The 15,910-nt window shown below is 62.5% G+C and carries 19 protein-coding genes and 1 pseudogene; 12 read left to right on the top strand and 8 right to left on the bottom strand.

Annotated elements, in window-relative coordinates:
• Positions 1 to 49 precede the first annotated feature (49 nt).
• The 4 genes from ACYCO6_RS08740 to ACYCO6_RS08725 all read left to right on the top strand — a co-directional run bounded on the left by ACYCO6_RS08740 (position 50) and on the right by ACYCO6_RS08725 (position 2,274).
• Entirely contained in the window at positions 50 to 1,258 is a 1,209-nt protein-coding gene (locus tag ACYCO6_RS08740) for an IS701 family transposase (RefSeq protein ID WP_459773483.1), read from the top strand.
• Positions 1,259 to 1,575: 317 nt separating this feature from the next.
• Positions 1,576 to 1,857 carry a hypothetical protein gene (locus ACYCO6_RS08735; protein WP_459771122.1) on the top strand — a complete coding sequence of 94 codons (282 nt, stop codon included), beginning with the start codon at positions 1,576 to 1,578 and terminating at the stop codon, positions 1,855 to 1,857.
• On the top strand, positions 1,838 to 2,056 hold the full coding sequence (locus ACYCO6_RS08730) for a hypothetical protein (RefSeq protein ID WP_459771120.1): 219 nt from the start codon (positions 1,838 to 1,840) through the stop codon (positions 2,054 to 2,056). The genes ACYCO6_RS08735 and ACYCO6_RS08730 overlap by 20 nt, the downstream gene beginning before the upstream one ends.
• Positions 2,053 to 2,274: a hypothetical protein gene (locus tag ACYCO6_RS08725; RefSeq protein ID WP_459771118.1), complete on the top strand. Its 222-nt coding sequence runs from the start codon at positions 2,053 to 2,055 to the stop codon at positions 2,272 to 2,274. Before ACYCO6_RS08730 ends, ACYCO6_RS08725 begins: the two co-directional genes overlap by 4 nt.
• A 9-nt stretch (positions 2,275 to 2,283) precedes the next feature.
• Here the strand turns inward: ACYCO6_RS08725 and ACYCO6_RS08720 are convergent.
• Positions 2,284 to 2,884, bottom strand: a pseudogene (locus ACYCO6_RS08720) (IS5 family transposase); the annotation flags it as partial.
• 684 nt (positions 2,885 to 3,568) lie between these two features.
• Entirely contained in the window at positions 3,569 to 3,856 is a 288-nt protein-coding gene (locus ACYCO6_RS08715; protein ID WP_459771116.1) for a hypothetical protein, read from the bottom strand.
• A gap of 394 nt (positions 3,857 to 4,250) precedes the next feature.
• Here ACYCO6_RS08715 and ACYCO6_RS08710 point away from each other — a divergent pair, with 394 nt between their 5' ends.
• The 4 genes from ACYCO6_RS08710 (at position 4,251) to ACYCO6_RS08695 (ending at position 6,255) form a co-directional block, all read left to right on the top strand.
• Positions 4,251 to 4,415, top strand: a complete 165-nt coding sequence (locus ACYCO6_RS08710; protein WP_459771113.1) for a hypothetical protein — start codon at positions 4,251 to 4,253, stop codon at positions 4,413 to 4,415.
• A gap of 12 nt (positions 4,416 to 4,427) precedes the next feature.
• The gene (locus tag ACYCO6_RS08705) at positions 4,428 to 4,619 is read left to right on the top strand and encodes a hypothetical protein (protein ID WP_459771111.1); all 192 of its coding nucleotides are present in this window, start codon (positions 4,428 to 4,430) and stop codon (positions 4,617 to 4,619) included.
• 223 nt (positions 4,620 to 4,842) lie between these two features.
• Positions 4,843 to 5,118, top strand: coding sequence for a transposase (locus tag ACYCO6_RS08700; protein ID WP_459771109.1), 276 nt, complete (start codon positions 4,843 to 4,845; stop codon positions 5,116 to 5,118).
• Positions 5,087 to 6,255, top strand: a protein-coding gene (locus ACYCO6_RS08695; RefSeq protein ID WP_459771107.1) for an IS3 family transposase whose coding sequence is annotated in 2 segments (ribosomal slippage) — positions 5,087 to 5,354 and positions 5,354 to 6,255 — 1,170 coding nt in all. Because the reading frame shifts where the segments join, the coding sequence is not laid out codon by codon here. The genes ACYCO6_RS08700 and ACYCO6_RS08695 overlap by 32 nt, the downstream gene beginning before the upstream one ends.
• Before the next feature lie 240 nt (positions 6,256 to 6,495).
• On the opposite strand, the gene ACYCO6_RS08690 is transcribed toward ACYCO6_RS08695, so the two are convergent.
• Positions 6,496 to 6,861, bottom strand: coding sequence for a DUF485 domain-containing protein (locus tag ACYCO6_RS08690; RefSeq protein WP_459771105.1), 366 nt, complete (start codon positions 6,859 to 6,861; stop codon positions 6,496 to 6,498).
• 1,434 nt (positions 6,862 to 8,295) lie between these two features.
• Here ACYCO6_RS08690 and ACYCO6_RS08685 point away from each other — a divergent pair.
• Positions 8,296 to 8,634, top strand: a complete 339-nt coding sequence (locus tag ACYCO6_RS08685) for a hypothetical protein (RefSeq protein ID WP_459771103.1) — start codon at positions 8,296 to 8,298, stop codon at positions 8,632 to 8,634.
• Between the two features lie 1,038 nt (positions 8,635 to 9,672).
• Here the strand turns inward: ACYCO6_RS08685 and ACYCO6_RS08680 are convergent.
• The 5 genes from ACYCO6_RS08680 to ACYCO6_RS08660 form a co-directional block, all read right to left on the bottom strand.
• On the bottom strand, positions 9,673 to 10,488 hold the full coding sequence (locus ACYCO6_RS08680) for a transglutaminase-like domain-containing protein (RefSeq protein ID WP_459773482.1): 816 nt from the start codon (positions 10,486 to 10,488) through the stop codon (positions 9,673 to 9,675).
• 256 nt (positions 10,489 to 10,744) lie between these two features.
• Entirely contained in the window at positions 10,745 to 12,391 is a 1,647-nt protein-coding gene (groL, locus tag ACYCO6_RS08675; protein ID WP_459771101.1) for a chaperonin GroEL, read from the bottom strand.
• A 73-nt stretch (positions 12,392 to 12,464) separates the two neighbouring features.
• Entirely contained in the window at positions 12,465 to 12,755 is a 291-nt protein-coding gene (groES, locus tag ACYCO6_RS08670) for a co-chaperone GroES (RefSeq protein ID WP_459771099.1), read from the bottom strand.
• A 322-nt stretch (positions 12,756 to 13,077) separates the two neighbouring features.
• Positions 13,078 to 13,440, bottom strand: coding sequence for a response regulator (locus ACYCO6_RS08665; RefSeq protein WP_459771096.1), 363 nt, complete (start codon positions 13,438 to 13,440; stop codon positions 13,078 to 13,080).
• A gap of 56 nt (positions 13,441 to 13,496) precedes the next feature.
• Complete coding sequence (locus tag ACYCO6_RS08660; protein ID WP_459771094.1) at positions 13,497 to 13,685, bottom strand: DUF3606 domain-containing protein; 189 nt, start codon at positions 13,683 to 13,685, stop codon at positions 13,497 to 13,499.
• A gap of 381 nt (positions 13,686 to 14,066) precedes the next feature.
• On the opposite strand from ACYCO6_RS08660, the gene ACYCO6_RS08655 reads away from it, so the two are divergent.
• The 3 genes from ACYCO6_RS08655 to ACYCO6_RS08645 all read left to right on the top strand — a co-directional run bounded on the left by ACYCO6_RS08655 (position 14,067) and on the right by ACYCO6_RS08645 (position 15,550).
• Positions 14,067 to 14,516, top strand: a complete 450-nt coding sequence (locus tag ACYCO6_RS08655; RefSeq protein ID WP_459771092.1) for an alpha/beta fold hydrolase — start codon at positions 14,067 to 14,069, stop codon at positions 14,514 to 14,516.
• A complete protein-coding gene (locus ACYCO6_RS08650; protein ID WP_459771090.1) occupies positions 14,495 to 15,025 on the top strand; it encodes an alpha/beta fold hydrolase in 531 nt (176 codons plus the stop codon). Before ACYCO6_RS08655 ends, ACYCO6_RS08650 begins: the two co-directional genes overlap by 22 nt.
• Positions 15,026 to 15,280: 255 nt before the next feature.
• Positions 15,281 to 15,550 carry a DUF1488 family protein gene (locus tag ACYCO6_RS08645; RefSeq protein ID WP_459771088.1) on the top strand — a complete coding sequence of 90 codons (270 nt, stop codon included), beginning with the start codon at positions 15,281 to 15,283 and terminating at the stop codon, positions 15,548 to 15,550.
• Positions 15,551 to 15,910: the final 360 nt, after the last annotated feature.

Raw genomic sequence — 15,910 nt, 5'->3', positions numbered from 1 at the left:
CTAACATTACAGTTGCGTTTTGGGCGAGGTTCTGACTCTTTGCGTGGCCATGATTCGCGCATCATGGACGTCGGAGAGTTCGGTCGAGGCGACGCTGGAGTTGTGGGCCTCGTCGCTCCGGGAGGTGAAGGGGCGCATGCGGCCTCTGTTCACCCAGGACCGGGTCGCCGCCTCGGCCGGAGCGTTCCTGGATGGACTGCTCGGTGCAGAGCGGCGCAAGACGGGTTGGATGCGGGCGGAAGCCGCGGGCGATCCGGGGCCCTGGCGCCAGCAGGCGGTGCTTGGGCGCGGACGCTGGGACGCCGACGCTCTGCGCGACGTGGTGCGTGACTATGCTCTGGAGACGCTGGCCGACCCGGATGCGGTTCTGGTTCTCGACGAGACCGGCTTTCTGAAGCAGGGCAAGGCCTCGTGCGGCGTGCATCGCCAGTACACCGGCTTGGCCGGCAAGATCACGAACTGTCAGATCGGCGTATTCGCGGCCTATGTCTCACGGCACGGTCATGCCTTCATCGATCGGGCCTTGTACCTGCCCCAGACCTGGACCTCGGATCCAGCCCGGCTGGCCGCCGCCCACGTGCCGAAGGGGACGACCTTCGCAACCAAGCCGGGATTGGCTCTGGCGATGATCGAGCGGGCGATGGCCGCCGGCGTGCCGTTTTCCTGGGTGGCGGCCGACACCGTCTACGGGGTCGGCGACATCGAGATGGCACTGCGGCGGGCGGGCAAGGGTTACGTGCTCGGGGTTAAGAGCGATCACCCGTTCCACTCCTGGGCCGGCAAGCCGCTGGTGGCCGGCACCGCCGAGACGATCGCGGATGGCCTGGCTTCCTCGGCCTGGACGCGCCTGTCGGCGGGCGACGGGACGAAGGGCGCGCGGCTGTACGACTGGGCCTATTGTGAACTGGCCAACCTCGATGGGGCCGCCTACGACCAGACCGGCCTGTGGACGCGGGGGCTCCTGATCCGCCGCAGCCTGAGCGATGGCGAGCGGGCCTACTTCACGACCTGGTGCCCGGCCGGCACGCCGATCCAGACCCTGGTCAGCGTCGAGGGACGGCGTTGGAGCATCGAGGACGCGTTCGAGACGGCCAAGACCGAACTCGGGCTCGCTCACAATGAGACCCGTTCCTGGCACGGTTGGCACCGGCACGTCAGCTTGGTCATGATGGCCTTCGCCCTGCTGGCGGTGATCCGCCATCACGCCAACGCGCCGCCCCCAAAAAGCCGAGCCCGGCCGAGACGGCGCGCCCACTGATCCGCTGGTCGGTGCAGGAGATCCGTCGCATCGCGGTGCGGCTGGCGCAGCGGCGCATTCAGCCCGCTCACGTCATCGCATGGTCGCTCTGGCGACGGGCCCGTCAGGCGGCCGCCCGCCAGGCCCATCTCAAACAACGCGCGTCAGACGCCAAACGGCGGCGGCAGCGCCGGAAGCCAAGCCGGGCCAACCGTCAGCCAACACGCACAAAAACGCAACTGTAATGCTAAGCTACGTCATCGCTGACCATGACCCACCGGGCGTCAGCGCCTGAGAGACTACTGCGCTCCCGCCTGACTAGGACGAGGAGCGCCCCTATGCCAACCAATCCCCTCATCAACGATCTCTTCCCGCCGCAGGCCTGTCGCGTTTTGCATCTGGCAGCTGATGGCCGCGTGTTGATGGCTCTCCCCATAACGGCCGAGAGCGATCTCGAAGCGCTCACGATGACGGAAACCCTGAAGGGGGAATGTGCTGTCGAGCTATGGGACGGCCTTCGCTTCATCGAGCACTTCGCGCCTGCTCCACGAGCTTCAACCCTAGCCTGTCGAGGAGGCGCCGGATTGGAGGGCGCGGGTCATGTCGCTGTTGTGGATTGAGGCGCTCGTCGCCATGAACGAAGATATCATCGCCTGCGAACGGCGCTTGCACTGCCAGTGCATCTTGGCCGCTGAGTTGGCCGAACACGGCCATGTCACGGCTAAGAATGAGATGCTGCTCGCGTCCTATAGGATGAGCCTCGCCCTGGTCCGCACCCAACGGAACATTCTGTTGGCGAATGTCCCATCCGACGCATGAGTATCGCCAACACTCATTTCGAGGCAGCCGTGGAGAGCTTGAGCCGCCGCATCGCGGAGGCTGAGATGCGCTCGACGGCAGCGACTATTGCGCTCGCCGCCCTAAGCAGGACTGAGGCCGCAACCGTGGAGGTGCAGCAGCAGCTCTGGGCGCAGATGGACGCCTTGTGGGTCCTGCGTCGGCAGTTGTGGGACCTCCGGGCGTCGGAAGACGCGTGAGACCCCGTTTCATAACGCTCTCGCGAGCCGCCTGACGAGGATCATGGCCGCAGCGAGCACGAAGAAGGCGAGCGCTGAGGACGGGGTCGCTTCGTGGTCGCGCGCGAGCCAGCGGCAGCGGCTGATCCAACTGAATGTCCGCTCGATCACCCAACGCCTGGGCTGAACGGCAAAGCCCTTCTGCCCGGCTTCCGCCTCGACGATCTCGACCACGATGGCCGTGGCCATGCCGACGCGCTCACCTCTGTAGGCGCGGTCAGCAAAGCAGTGGGGTCAGGAAAGGGAATAGCCCGCGCGAAGCCCGCAAAAGGGCGATGCCGCCGTGGCTGTCGTGCAGGTCAGCGGATGAAACGCCAGCCACGAGTAGGCGGCCGTCTGTGTCGGTCAGCGCGTGGCGTTTGCGCCCGACGACCCGCCGGGCTGGATCGTAACCGCGCTCGCCTGCCACCCCCATGCCGCCCGAGCGCACCGCTTGCGCATCCATGACACAGCCGGTCGGGCTGGCCTCGCGTCCGACCCGCTCCCGATCGGCCATCGTGAGAGCGTGGGCGAGGCGCTCGAACACGCCTGCCTGCGACAGGCGCAAGAACCAGCGATGCACCGTGCTCCAGCTCAGGGCCTGGCTCGACACCGGCGCCAACGTTCGCCTGCACGGCACCCGCAGCTACCATCGCCTTTTGATGTGAGATGTCATTCGCCGGCGTGAACTTGACGGTTGTGTAGTTCGTGAAGCCGCGTGGGACTCGAGCAGTTAGGCTGAAGCAGCGTTGCGAGTAGAATTCAGAATACAGGAAGACAGCACCGTCCCGCGTCCGTGCAGAATCGCGTATAGGTTTTATCCATGCTGCTTTATTTGGTCTGACGAGAGATGCTCCACGTCCCCGCTCGCTGTTCGGCTTCGGCATCGCGCCTAGCCTGAGCCAGGGCGTCTTGCAAATGCGTGTAGCGAAAATCACGATATCGAAAATAATCGGCCGGCACTCGGATTATTCCAAGCCTTGTCATTTCGTGCTCTGCCTCCAAATCGAGCCTCTGACGTTGAACTTCGTTCGCTTCGGTCGTCATCTTGTAAAATTCCCTATTTGTGAGGCGTTCGTCATTCACGCAGGATCAACGTGTCGCTCGGCCTGTAGCTTCAAGCCGCAGTAGAAAGCCTGCTCTGCCGCCCCACCTAAGGCGTCGCAATGAGAAGCGCCCTGCCGCACTGTATGCGAACATGTGAGAGAGCGCAGGTCGTACCAAACAAGATGGTAGGCCTGGTCCGATGAAGGAAATAAGAGGCGCCGGGACCGGCTCAGCCAATGCCGTAGTCGTGCTTCCTCGACGCCAGATCATTGCCCGCAGCTGCGAGTGTAGCTTTCTCCCGCCCAAAGCGGTTTATCAGCATCTTCGCACGATCGCGGGAGATGTGGTGCTCAGCGATCAAGCCGTCGATGATGTTTTTGAGCTCTTCCGTCGCGCATGATTGTTTGCGAATTTCAAATAAGAGGATGTCCGCTCGCCCCATCTCGATGAGATCATGTTTGATTTGGATTGTAGACGGGAGGCGCTGTTTCCGTCCAAAGCGTGTGCGGCCAGCCATGGTCAAGCTCCTTGTTTGTCCTCGGAGAGAAAATTTCAACAAATTCAGCGCTGACCATCGCCGTGGCCGCGTGGTTATCGATCAAGATGCCGCGAGTGGCTTGGTTCCAAAATAAATTGGGAGCCTCTATTTTATAAATTTTACTCGATCTCGCGGAAGGAACTTCAGCATCCCCTTGAGCTGCCGTGAAAGTAGGTTTAAAAATTTCGCACGCTGCTGTCCCGATTCTGCTTTGCGGCCCTAGAACGGGTCGTCTGCCGTCGTCGTGAGGGACATCGAAGGGATTGTGTGCAAGTACTTCGATGCTCGGACGGAGGCTCGCGCGCTGCCGGCTGGGCTGAAAGGATCGAAGGTTATGCTGAAACGCGCTATGGCCCGGCGCAGTGCTTAATCCATGTCAGACCCTCGCCGCCTCGACGTCCTCGCCGAAAATGAAGCGATCATTCGCTTCGCCCCCTCCGACATGCTGACCTCCCTCGGCTTCGAGATGCTGGAGGCCGAGCACGCGAACGGCGCGCTCCAGCACCTGGAGGCGCACGCTGGGGTCGCGCTCCTCTGAACTGACATCAACATGCCCGGCGTAATGGACGGCTGCGACCTCGCGCATGCCGTCGTGGCGCGTTGGCCGGAGACCAAAGTTATTGTCTGCTCGGGCTGCACGCCCGACGAGGCGGCACTGTTGCCGGACACCGCACACTTCATCCCCAAGCCGTGTGCGGAGCGCGTGTTGCGCAAGGCGCTGCAAGCGCTGCAGCTGCACTAAGCGCGTTGTCGGCTGCGCGCCGACCAATCGTTGTGCGCCCTTGGCGGGCACGGAGTCGCCAAGACCGGATGGCGCACCGAGGAGGCCGGTGATGTCATCGGCGGCCCTGCTCGTGATTGTCTGAGCACTGACCAGTGCGCATCCAGTGACGGCCGCGCTGGACGGCATTGCACCGTCCGATGAGGCCAGACCTTAATGCTGGCTTTGAGGTCAGCGGGTCGGAATGATGTGGGTCGAGCTACTGGGGAGGGCCGAACGTTGGCGGCGCTGGTCGTTGGAGGACAGGGGGCGGATCATCCAAGGGTCATGTGTGGCCGGGGTGTCGGTGTGTTCGGTAGCGTGCCGACACGGGATCGCCCAAGGGCTGCTGTTCACCTGCCGACGCCAAGCTCGGGAAGGCCGGCTGGACAGAGATGGACTTGCTCCGCAAAAGTGGAGAGCTCTTTTCCTGAAGGAGGAGGGTTCCGATGGCAGACCGGAAGCAAACCTTTACCCCTGAGTTTCGTGCTGAGGCGGTGCGATTGGCGCAGACGAGCGGGCGGTCCCGCCGCGCGGTCGCCGCCGATCTCGGCGTCGGGCTCTCGACGCTGCGCAACTGGATCGACGGGCAGCGTGATCGCGAGATGGACGCGCCGCCAGCCGACCGTCAGGAGGACATGGCCGCCGAGCTCAAGCGCCTGCGCCGCGAGAACGAGGTACTCCGCCAGGAACGGGAGATCCTGAAGCGGGCCACGGCTTTTTTCGCCAAGGAGGGAAGTCGGTGAGGTTCCGCCTCATCGATGCGGCGAAGAAGGACTTCCCGGTCGCGCGCCTGTGCAAGGTTCTCGACGTCAGTCCGAGCGGCTACTTTGCCTGGAAGAACCGTCCGGCCTCGACGCGGCAGCGCGAAGACCCCGTGCTGCTCGCCCATGTCCGTTCAGCCTTCACGCTCTCGCACGAGACGTATGGCAGCCCCCGCATGACGCACGAACTACGCGAGCAGGGCCTGGCGGCAGGCCGGCGGCGCGTGGCCCGGCTGATGCGGGAGAACGGGCTCAAGGCCCGCCAGCCGCGCCGCTTCCGGCGCACGACGGACAGCGGCCACACCTTCCCGATCGCGCCCAACCACCTCGACCAGGACTTCACGGCGGCCGGGCCGGATCAGAAGTGGGGAAGCGACATCTCCTACATCTGGACGCGGGAGGGTTGGCTGTACCTGGCGGTGGTCCTCGACCTGTACTCCCGACGGGTCGTAGGCTGGGCGACGGGCGACCGGCTTCACAAGGAACTCGCGCTGACCGCACTCCGACGCGCGCTCGTCGTTCGGCAGCCAGGACCAGGTTTACTGCATCATTCCGACCGCGGCAGTCAGTATTGCTCGACTGAGTATCAGGCGGAACTACGAGGAAATGGTATCGTGATCTCGATGTCCGGCAAGGGGAATTGCTATGACAACGCGATGGTCGAGACGTTCTTCAAGACACTGAAGAGCGAGATGATCTGGCGCACCGCGTTCCAGACGCGAGCCGAGGCCATCGTCGCGCTGGCCCGTTACATCGATGGCTTCTACAATCCCCGACGCCGTCACTCGGCGCTCGGCTTCATCAGCCCCACCCAATTCGAGAGGGGCATCGCCCACCAAACAGCTCTCCACTAAACCGAAGCAAGTCCAAGATGAGCAAGTTCCGGTCATCGTGTGTCTGTTGCGATCACGCCCGAGCCGCAGTCGGTCCCGGCTCTGCGGCCTGATGATCCCGGCGCTTCAGCGCAGCCGCGTCGGTCTTGGCGCAAGATCGGCGTCATCAAGATCGATCTTGGCGGTGGTCGGCGACCTCCAGCGGTTGAGCGCCTGCAAGAGTAACACAGGCTGCAGATGTCCCTAAGCAATGGCTGATCATTAGCGGCCGAACTCCCGCCTAAGTGCGTCACTCAGCACGTCGAAGCGCGTGTTGGCGCGGGCGACGTAGATCCCGGTGAGCGCGAAGGCCAATACAATCACGAACACGCCCAGAAACAGCCCGAGCGAGGCGGTACCGCCGAGCTTTACCGCCAGAAGCTGCTTGTCGAAGGCGATCAGACCGATGAAACCGAAGTAGACCACCAGCATCACACCTGTGAGGATCCAGCCGAAGCGCGTGCGCTCAGCAATCAGCTGCTGGAACCGTGAGCTTCGGACGATCCGGCCGATCTGCAGATCGGCTCCTGCCGCGACCTCAAGGTTGATCCGCTCGGCCTGGCGAGAGAGATCTGAAACGGTCGCCATAGCGCATCCTCAGTACGAAACTGCACGGATGCAGGTACCCGGTTATGGACCTCTCCCGTCCTCCCTACAAGTCTCTGCTGAGCGTGCGTCTTTGCGCCTCGCGTTAGAAATTCGAAAATAAAGTGCGTCTGCCATGGTCCGCCTCACGCTTTGGCTCGTTGTCTAAGAAAGGATTCGTGTTGGGGAGCGGCTGCTGAAAACCTCAGGTGCTTACCACGCCAATTCTCGGATGCCCGGGCTGGCCGTCAGTCATCAATGCGAACACGCGAGAGCACGTCCCTTTTGCAATGTCCGACGGTCTCAGCCTCATCCCTGTCGCATGTCGATCCGCACTCTGTGCGACTGCTTCGGCGAGGAAAATTCCTAGCCGGTGGATCTGTGTGACAGCGGCAAAAGCGACATCGAGGTCGCGGCCAATAGAAAGTACGCCGGCGCCGACGTCTGTAACGGACTTTGCGAACTGGACGAAAAGGAGTTTTGCTGAGTTATTAATCCTTTCGGATCGAGGAATTAAAAATGTACTCTCTTTTCAAATTCTCTGCCGCAGCTGCCGTGATCGTAAGCACGCCAGCTCTCGCGCAAATTGTCGCGGTTCCTGCTGTTGGCGCGGACGACGGAATGTCGAACATGCCGAAAACCAGTGAGACAGTCCCAGACCGAGTTAGAACACTCGATCTGAATGCCCCGGGCGGTATGCGCGTACGCAGTGATCTGGCGGATAAACCGGGGCCACGCCATCCCACCTTTATGTTGAAGGAGCGTTTCTGAGACACGCCGGCAGCTCCGTGGAGCAAGGATCCTGGCACGAGCGCCACTATCGCGATCGAGCCAGTAGAGCTGTACGGCAGCATTTATCCGACGGTTTATCAATCCATGCAGGTATTTGACACGTCGCTGATTTTTATAGCCATCCTCGCTGGAGGTTGCTTGCTTCACTTCGCCACGCGTCTTAAGCAGCTGCGGACTGAGAAAAGCGCGCCGTCAACCGTAACGGCCGGCGCGCGCTTACTAATGACGCAGGAGATGCGCAGGTGAGGTTCTGCGCCCGGCGTGTGGCGGGCGGGTACGCTCATGCGATAACCCCGATCGTGTGTTCGCACGGTACCATCTGCGCTAATCCCGAGGTGGACGATCTTCGAGGCAGGAAAGCTGCAAATTCTCTGACGCTTCTCGGGTATGAGCGAAGTGATTTAACCTGTTCTGGCGGCGGAGTAGGGGTTTTATCGCGCCGCGCACCGCAACGAATTCTAACGCAAAGACTTTTCATCATGAGAGGTCGCGCCCGCCTCTACGAAGAGGAGCGCTGGTCCCATTTGGGGAGTGATGCCGATGCCTCGCCCCGGAGCACCAGATGTCCCGCCCTGGGTGCCCTCCCCGCTTCATGTCCGAGCCGAGTTCGGCTTTGTCGCAAGAACGCCCAGCAGCGACAATCCGATGCTTGACGGCCTATCCTGCTGGGCAGCACTCTTTATCGAGCCCTGGCTTGAGGGCATTGAAGGGGCCGAGCTAGGTTCGGCACATTGGTTGTGTGAGACAGCCAACGCCATGAGTGAGTGCTTACACGACTGGCTGGTGCCAACACCATCGCTCGACCATGCGATTGATGCGGCCCTGGATGCATCACGTGCTCTATCGGTCTCGTTATTGGTTGAAGGGAAGGTCAACGTTGAAGCTGCCAGGAAGCAAGCTTGTTCTACTATCATTAAGCTCATAGATATCCTTCGTACTGCAACCCCGCGAGAGGCAAAGTTCAGCGCCCATTCTGTGGGCTGAAGGCGAAGAGCAATGCCGCAAGGATACTTGTGCTGATATTTCGCGAAGCTTTGCGTTAAATATCGGAAGAGGACATTTCTGCATCCGCTCACTCGCGTCAGCAGTAACATTGGATCGCTGGTACGGCGCGCCCGTAGATTCGCACGGCGCGAACCTCGTTGCTCGACGGAAGGCGACCGATCTCAGCTTAGGTCCGGTCTTCTGCGCGTTCTGCGGATGTTCCTCCGGCAGTACGAGCGCAGCCCGAGGTACGGCGGGCTCATCCCTCAGTGGACACCCTCGTCCGTCAGCGTGTGCATTCCTTGGCGGCAATTTCCCTGAATGACGCAGATCGTCATGCCGCTCGGTCGCAGGGAGGGCGCGGAGAGCCACTCGACTCCGCGCCACGTCTCATAGCCCTGCCCGCCGTTGCGCGTTCTTGATGCCGAAAAGGTCAGCCGCATGCCTCGGCACGAGCTTCATTGCGACATCTCCCCTGCCCCCGTCGAGGACACGGCCGCGAGTCGGACGCCGATTCAAATCTCGGCGCGCCGGGTGTTACGCCCCGCTATCTGGGTCCGGCTGCTTCCATGGCCGAAAGAAGGGTGCTGGGGATTCCGCTCCGCTCGATGCTCGATCTGCCGCCCCGTTTGACTTCGCCAGCAGGGCTGTGATCCGATGCAGTTCTTCCTTCGCAAGTGGGATCGCATCTTCAAGGGATTGGCTGCGAACCCGCAACGCGATCTCACAATACGCGCCGAGGCTCTCCCACCAGAGGCCAAATCGGATTTTCGCGCCGACGTCTGGCGCCCGTATTTCGACCATCGCAGCGGAGAGCATGCTGATGATCGGCGTAGCTTCGTCGGACGTGTCTCAAGCCCCATCGGTCGGTTCGCGCCTCCAATGATGAGGTCACCGCGAATGACGTTGTCCACGGACGTTCCAGCCCTCGTCCGCCCTATCCGGATGCATCGAAAGGATGATCGGCGCAGCAGCGAAAACACCGTGTCGTTATTCTGCCCGTCGCCCTCCGTGGCCGACGGCAACTACACCAACCGTCTAAGACAATGCTGGTGCTTCCTCTGTCACCACGTGAAACCCAATGAGATTATTCGGCCCAAAAGTAAGCGTCAGCGGCACGTCAGCAGCATCGCGGCCATAGGCAATGAGAATCCGGCCGATGCGTGAGCTGTTGTTACGCGGATCGAAGGTGTGCCAGCGGCCCCCAAGATAAACTTCCATCCAAGCAGCGAAATCGCCGGGCGCATGTGGTAGAGGCAGGCCGATGTCGCTGATATATCCGTTGCAGTAGCGTGACGGGATGTTAAGACAGCGGCAGAACGCAATCGCCAGATGCGCGTAGTCACGGCAGACGCCCTGCTGCTCTTCGAAAACGTCGAAGGCAGTCCGCGTCGCGCGAGCATGTTCGTATCCGAAGGTGATCCGATCGTGAACGTAGTCGCAGATCGCCTGCACGCGCCTCCAGCCTGGCGGTACGTGCCCGAACAGATCCCAAGCGGTCGATGAGAGTCGGTCGGTCTCGCAATAACGGCTGCCAAGGAGGAAGAGCACGGTGTCCGACGGCAGTTTCTCGACTGCGATCTCTGGAGCGTCGGGCTCCTGGGTATCGCCGCTGCCGTGGTCCCGCACGATCGTATCGGTCTTCAGCGTGAACCGACCGGCTGGCGCAACCATACGGCTGCACCAATTCCCGAGGCTGTCACGGTAGCCATCCAGAGGAACCGAGGGGGCCGTGATCAGGTAGTCGGGACGCTCGAGATCGGAGAAGCGCGAGGCGTGGACGTTGAGCGTCGCGATGACAGGGGTGGGCTGCGGGAACTCGTAGGTCATCTCGCAGCCGACAAGAATGCGCATGGGCTCTGTCCTGAGGAACTTCATCGGGATCTGCATCGGTCCCCTCGACGCCGCATGCCTCAGGCCGCATCACGATGCGAGCCAGCGGCCTTGATCATGATGACAACGCGCGGATCGTGGGCCCGCCGGTGTGGTCACGGCACTCGCGGAGTGGTGCGTGACCTGTTCAACACATTCCGGCCAGCGTTACTCAGAAATGCTCTCCGACGAACCGACATATGGCTCGTCAGAAAGCACTCGGAGTACTTTCGGCAGGTCAGTAGTCCATGCCGCCCATCCCGCCCATGCCGCCGCCGGCGGGCATGGCGGGAGCCTCCTTGCGCGGAGCCTCAGAGATCATCGCCTCGGTGGTCACCAGCAGGCCGGCGACCGAAGCGGCTCCCTGAAGCGCCGCGCGGACGACCTTGGCCGGGTCGACGATGCCGGCCTGGAGCATGTCGACGTACTCTTCGGTCTGGGCGTTGAAGCCGTAGGTCTCCGAAGAGGTGTTGTCGGTGATCTTGCCGACCACGATCGAGCCTTCGACGCCTGAGTTCTGGGCGATCTGGCGCAGTGGAGCCTCAAGCGCCTTCAGCACGATCTTGATGCCGGCCTGGACGTCCGGATTGTCGTTCGAGAGACCCTGAACGGCCGCCATGGCGCGCAGCAGCGCGGTGCCGCCGCCCGGGACGATGCCTTCCTCGACCGCCGCGCGGGTGGCATGCAGGGCATCCTCCACGCGGTCCTTCTTCTCCTTCACCTCGACCTCGGTCGAACCGCCGACGCGGATCACCGCGACGCCGCCCGCGAGCTTGGCCAGACGCTCCTGCAGCTTCTCCCGGTCGTAGTCCGAGGTGGTCTCCTCGATCTGCGCCTTGATCTGCGCGATGCGGCCCTCGATGTCGGACTTCTCGCCGGCGCCGTCGATGATCGTGGTGTTCTCCTTCTCGATGCGCACGCGCTTGGCGCGGCCGAGCATGGGGAGCGTCACGTTCTCGAGCTTGATGCCCAGATCCTCGGCGATCATCTGGCCCTTGGTCAGGATCGCGATGTCCTCGAGCATCGCCTTGCGGCGGTCACCGAAGCCCGGCGCCTTGACGGCCGCGACCTTCAGGCCGCCGCGCAGCTTGTTGACCACGAGCGTGGCCAGCGCCTCACCCTCGATGTCCTCGGCGATGATCAGCAGCGGCTTGCCGGTCTGGACCACGGCCTCGAGCACCGGCAGCATGGCCTGGAGCGAGGAGAGCTTCTTCTCGTGGATGAGGATGTAGGGGTCCTCGAGCTCGGCGACCATCTTCTCCGCATTCGTGATGAAGTACGGGGAGAGGTAGCCGCGGTCGAACTGCATGCCCTCGACGACGTCGAGCTCGGTCTCGGCGGTCTTCGCCTCCTCGACCGTGATCACGCCCTCGTTGCCCACCTTCTGCATGGCGTGGGCGATCATCTCGCCGATCTCCTTGTCGCCGTTGGCGGAGATCGTGCCGACCTGGGCGATTTCGTCGGACGAGGAGACCTTGCGGGAGCGCTCGCCGATATCTCTCACGACCGCAGCCACCGCCAGATCGATGCCGCGCTTGAGGTCCATCGGGTTCATCCCGGCGGCGACATACTTCACGCCCTCGCGCACGATGGAGGCGGCCAGCACGGTCGCGGTGGTGGTGCCGTCACCGGCGGTGTCGCTCGATTTCGAGGCCACCTCGCGCACCATCTGGGCGCCCATGTTCTCGAACTTGTCGGCGAGCTCGATCTCCTTGGCGACCGTCACACCATCCTTGGTGATGCGCGGGGCGCCGAAGCTCTTCTCGATCACGACGTTGCGGCCCTTCGGGCCGAGCGTCACCTTCACCGCGTTGGCGAGCAGCTCGACACCGCGCAGCATCTTATCGCGGGCGTCGGCGGAGAAACGAACGTCTTTCGCTGCCATGGTTTGCCTCTTGTCTGGTTGGGTTCTGCCCCAAGGCCTCAGGCGGCCTCAAAGGGCGGGACGGGTGATCCGATCAGGCGGCGACGACGCCCATGATGTCGGATTCCTTCATGATCAGGAGATCCTGACCGTCGATCTTGACCTCGGTGCCGGACCACTTGCCAAACAGCACGCGGTCGCCGGCCTTGACGTCGAGCGGGTTGACGCGGCCCTGCTCGTCGCGGGCGCCGGGACCGACGGCGACGACTTCGCCCTCCTGCGGCTTCTCCTTGGCGGTGTCCGGGATGATGATGCCGCCCTTGGTCTTCTCCTCGCTCTCGATGCGACGGAGCACCACGCGGTCGTGCAGCGGACGGAATTTCATCGTGAGATCCTGATCGCTCCCAAGCGAGATCCAACCGAGGTGGTTGGCGCGATCGCGGGAGAGTAGCGGCGCAGCAAAGCATCGCGGCCCGATCTGTCCGACCTTAGCACTCGCCACGCGAAAGTGCTAATCCTACGACAGCCAAGGTCACGCTTTCACTGGCCGGTATACCTCGGAGAGGCTGGCGCGTCAGTTCGGACCCGGCGGCTTCACACCGCCTGCTCGAGTCCGCTGATCCAGTCATGGTGCGGAACATTCCCACGCAGCTACACGGCCCGCCAGCCGCGTCGGGTTACGGGTTCAAGCCATCGCCATTGGCGGCCTAGAAGCTACCGCTCTGCTGCGCCACGAAGTCGAACACGTCGGCAGTGAGCATGCTGGGCGTGTACGGCTTGGCCATGAAGCGCGCGCCTTCCGGCAGGTCGCCAGCTTTGGGCCAGCTCTGGCCGGACACGATCAGCAACCCGATCTCAGGCCATCGTGCCGAGACCGCCTTCGCCAGCTGATAGCCGTTCAGGTCGCCGCGACACATATCGACGTCGGTGATCATCACGCGCACGTCGGTGCGAGTCCCGAGTACGCCAAGCGCCTCGCCAGCGCTGCATGCTTCGAACACGGCCATGCCGGCATCGGCCAGCGTCTGGGCCATGTCCATCAGCTGCACTGCATCGTCGTCGACGATCAAGACACCGAGCTGGTGCGAGGCCAACGTAGCCCGTTGGTTGAGTGTAGCGACGGCCGTCATGATCCGGACGGCCTGCGAAGGTGACTTGAGAGGGTGGTAATTCGGGAGCCGACCATCCTCACCGCCTTGCGCAGCTGCGCGTCTGTCACGCCGAAGCGCTCGGACCAGGCGGCCCGCACGACGTGATCATAGATGTCGATATGGGTGGCGGCGCGGATTTGAACGGCTGTCGAACCGAACGTCATATGCGAATGCTTCGCGACTTCTCACGAAGACCGCGCCTCAGGTAATCTGTTGAATGGATGAACACCAACGTGGTACAACGAGCAAGGTTGCATTGCTCCCGGGCCGGATATCGCCGCCCCTTTGCGGACTGTTGGCGGCCCTCAATCACGGCTTTAATACCGGTGAGTGGCCGTCGTACGTCTCTACAGATCGGGGCCAGCGTCCGCATTACGCGATGCAAGATACAATGTGACGGGAAGCCACTCGCCGAAGCGCAGATGATGCCTGTCCCACAAGCGGAACAGGTGCGGGCCTCACCCGTTCATTTCTGTTGCATCGCACCATGATTTGTGACGCTCCTTGCTCCCGGTCTGCGCTGCTCCTTTCCGGAGATCCCGATCATGGCAAAGCGCACAAGCCTGCCCGCGCGTCCCTACCTCGCCGCTTCCCTCATCGTCGGCGCTTCCGCGGCCACTGCCCTCACGGTTCGCGCCCGTGCCCGCGCCGCTGAGGTCGCTGCCCCGCCGATCGGCCGCTTCGTCGAGGTCGACGGTGTGCGACTCCACTATGTCGAGTGCGGCCGGGGCGAGCCGCTCGTGCTGCTGCACGGCAACGGCATGATGATCCAGGACTTCCTGTCGAGCGGCTTCCTCGCGCTCGCGGCAAAGCACTACCGGGTGATCATGTCTGACCGCCCGGGCTACGGCTACAGCTACCGGCCGCGCACCACCATCTGGACGCCGGTAGCGCAGGCAGACCTGTTGCACGCAGCTCTCGCGCGGATCGGGGTCACCGCTACCTCGCGCTCGGCCACTCCTGGGGAGCGTCGGTGGCGATTGCGCTCGGCCTGAAATACCCCGAAGCCGTGCGCGGGCTGATCCTGGAAGGTGGCTACAACTATCAGTCCGTACGCGCCGACGCCGTGATGATGTCTGGACCGGTGGTGCCCCTGTTCGGCGACGTGCTGCGCTACACGCTGTCCCCGCTGATCGCTCGTCTGATGTGGCCTGCGATGGTGCGCAAGAAGTTCGCTCCCGCAGCTGTGGCAGAGTCGTTCTACAGCTTCCCGTCCGAGATGGCTGTGCGCCCCTTCCAGCTCCGGGCCAGCTCGGCTGAAGCGGTTCTGATGGTTCCGGACGCCTTTGCTGCCCAGGACCATTATGGTGAGCTCGCGATGCCGGTCGCAATCGTAGCCGGATCCGGCGACGAAGTCGTCGATATCGAAGATCAGGCGCGCCGTTTCCATCGCGAGAACCCGCGCAGCCGCCTGCACGTCGTGGAGGGCTGCGGGCACCTGGTTCACCATACCGCGCCGACCCGCGTCATGTCCGCAGTCGACGAAGTGGCCCAAGCAGCATGACAGCGCCAGGCCAGCCGCGGGCGATAGCGATGGGGCACCGAGGATTGTCCGGGTATACCGCGGGAAGTTTGGACGCGTCCGTGCTCGGCTTGCCGTAAGGCAATCTGCTCATCGACGTTTTGGAACGCTTCTTCGCTCGTACTAAAATCTTTCAAAATAAAATTTGCTGTTTATGGCTCCAATGGCGGTTTCGGTTCGTTGATTAGAAAGAGATTGCTCCGGGGGAAGGGCTACTGAAAACCGCAGGGGCTTGCCATGGCAATCGTCGGTTATCCCGGTTGGCCGCCGGTCATCGATGCGAACACGCGAGAGCACGTCCGTTTTGCAATGTCGGATGGGCGCAGGCTCATCCCCTGTCGCATATCGATCGATGCCCTGCGCGACTGCTTCGGCGATGAGAATTCCGAGCCAATCGATTTGTTCGAAAGTTGCCAGACCGCAATTGAGGACGCTGCCGGCAAAAAGCACGAAGCCGTCGGCACCATCGATGGGATTGTTGAGCTTAACGAGCGTGATTTTGATTGATTTCGTCCGAGTGCATAGGGAATGAGCTATGTCTAGTCCACGACTTACCGGCCTTGAGTTCAGCTGGTTCACCAAGTGCCAGATGCTGGCCTCGGACTACGAACAGCATTGGGGCATGCAGCTGGAGCCCGGAATCGTGAGGCTGGTGGCTTGCGTCGCCGCCGATGCGCGAACGAGCTTCACTGGGCCACAATCGCTGCGACGTGTCGCGGAACGGCTTGTTTTAGCTGCAGACGCGTTCACGTTGACAATGGTCGACCAATCTATAGGCCCGAATAGGCGGCTGGAGATAGACCGCTGTGTCGTAGCCTTACACACCATTGCAGAAAGGCTAGTCAGCGTCGCGGCTGTTGTAGAGAC

The sequence above is a fragment of the Methylobacterium sp. CM6257 genome (assembly GCF_054611515.1).
The sequence above is the reverse complement of the archived record's forward strand: the minus strand, read 5'-3'. Positions and strand labels throughout refer to the sequence as shown.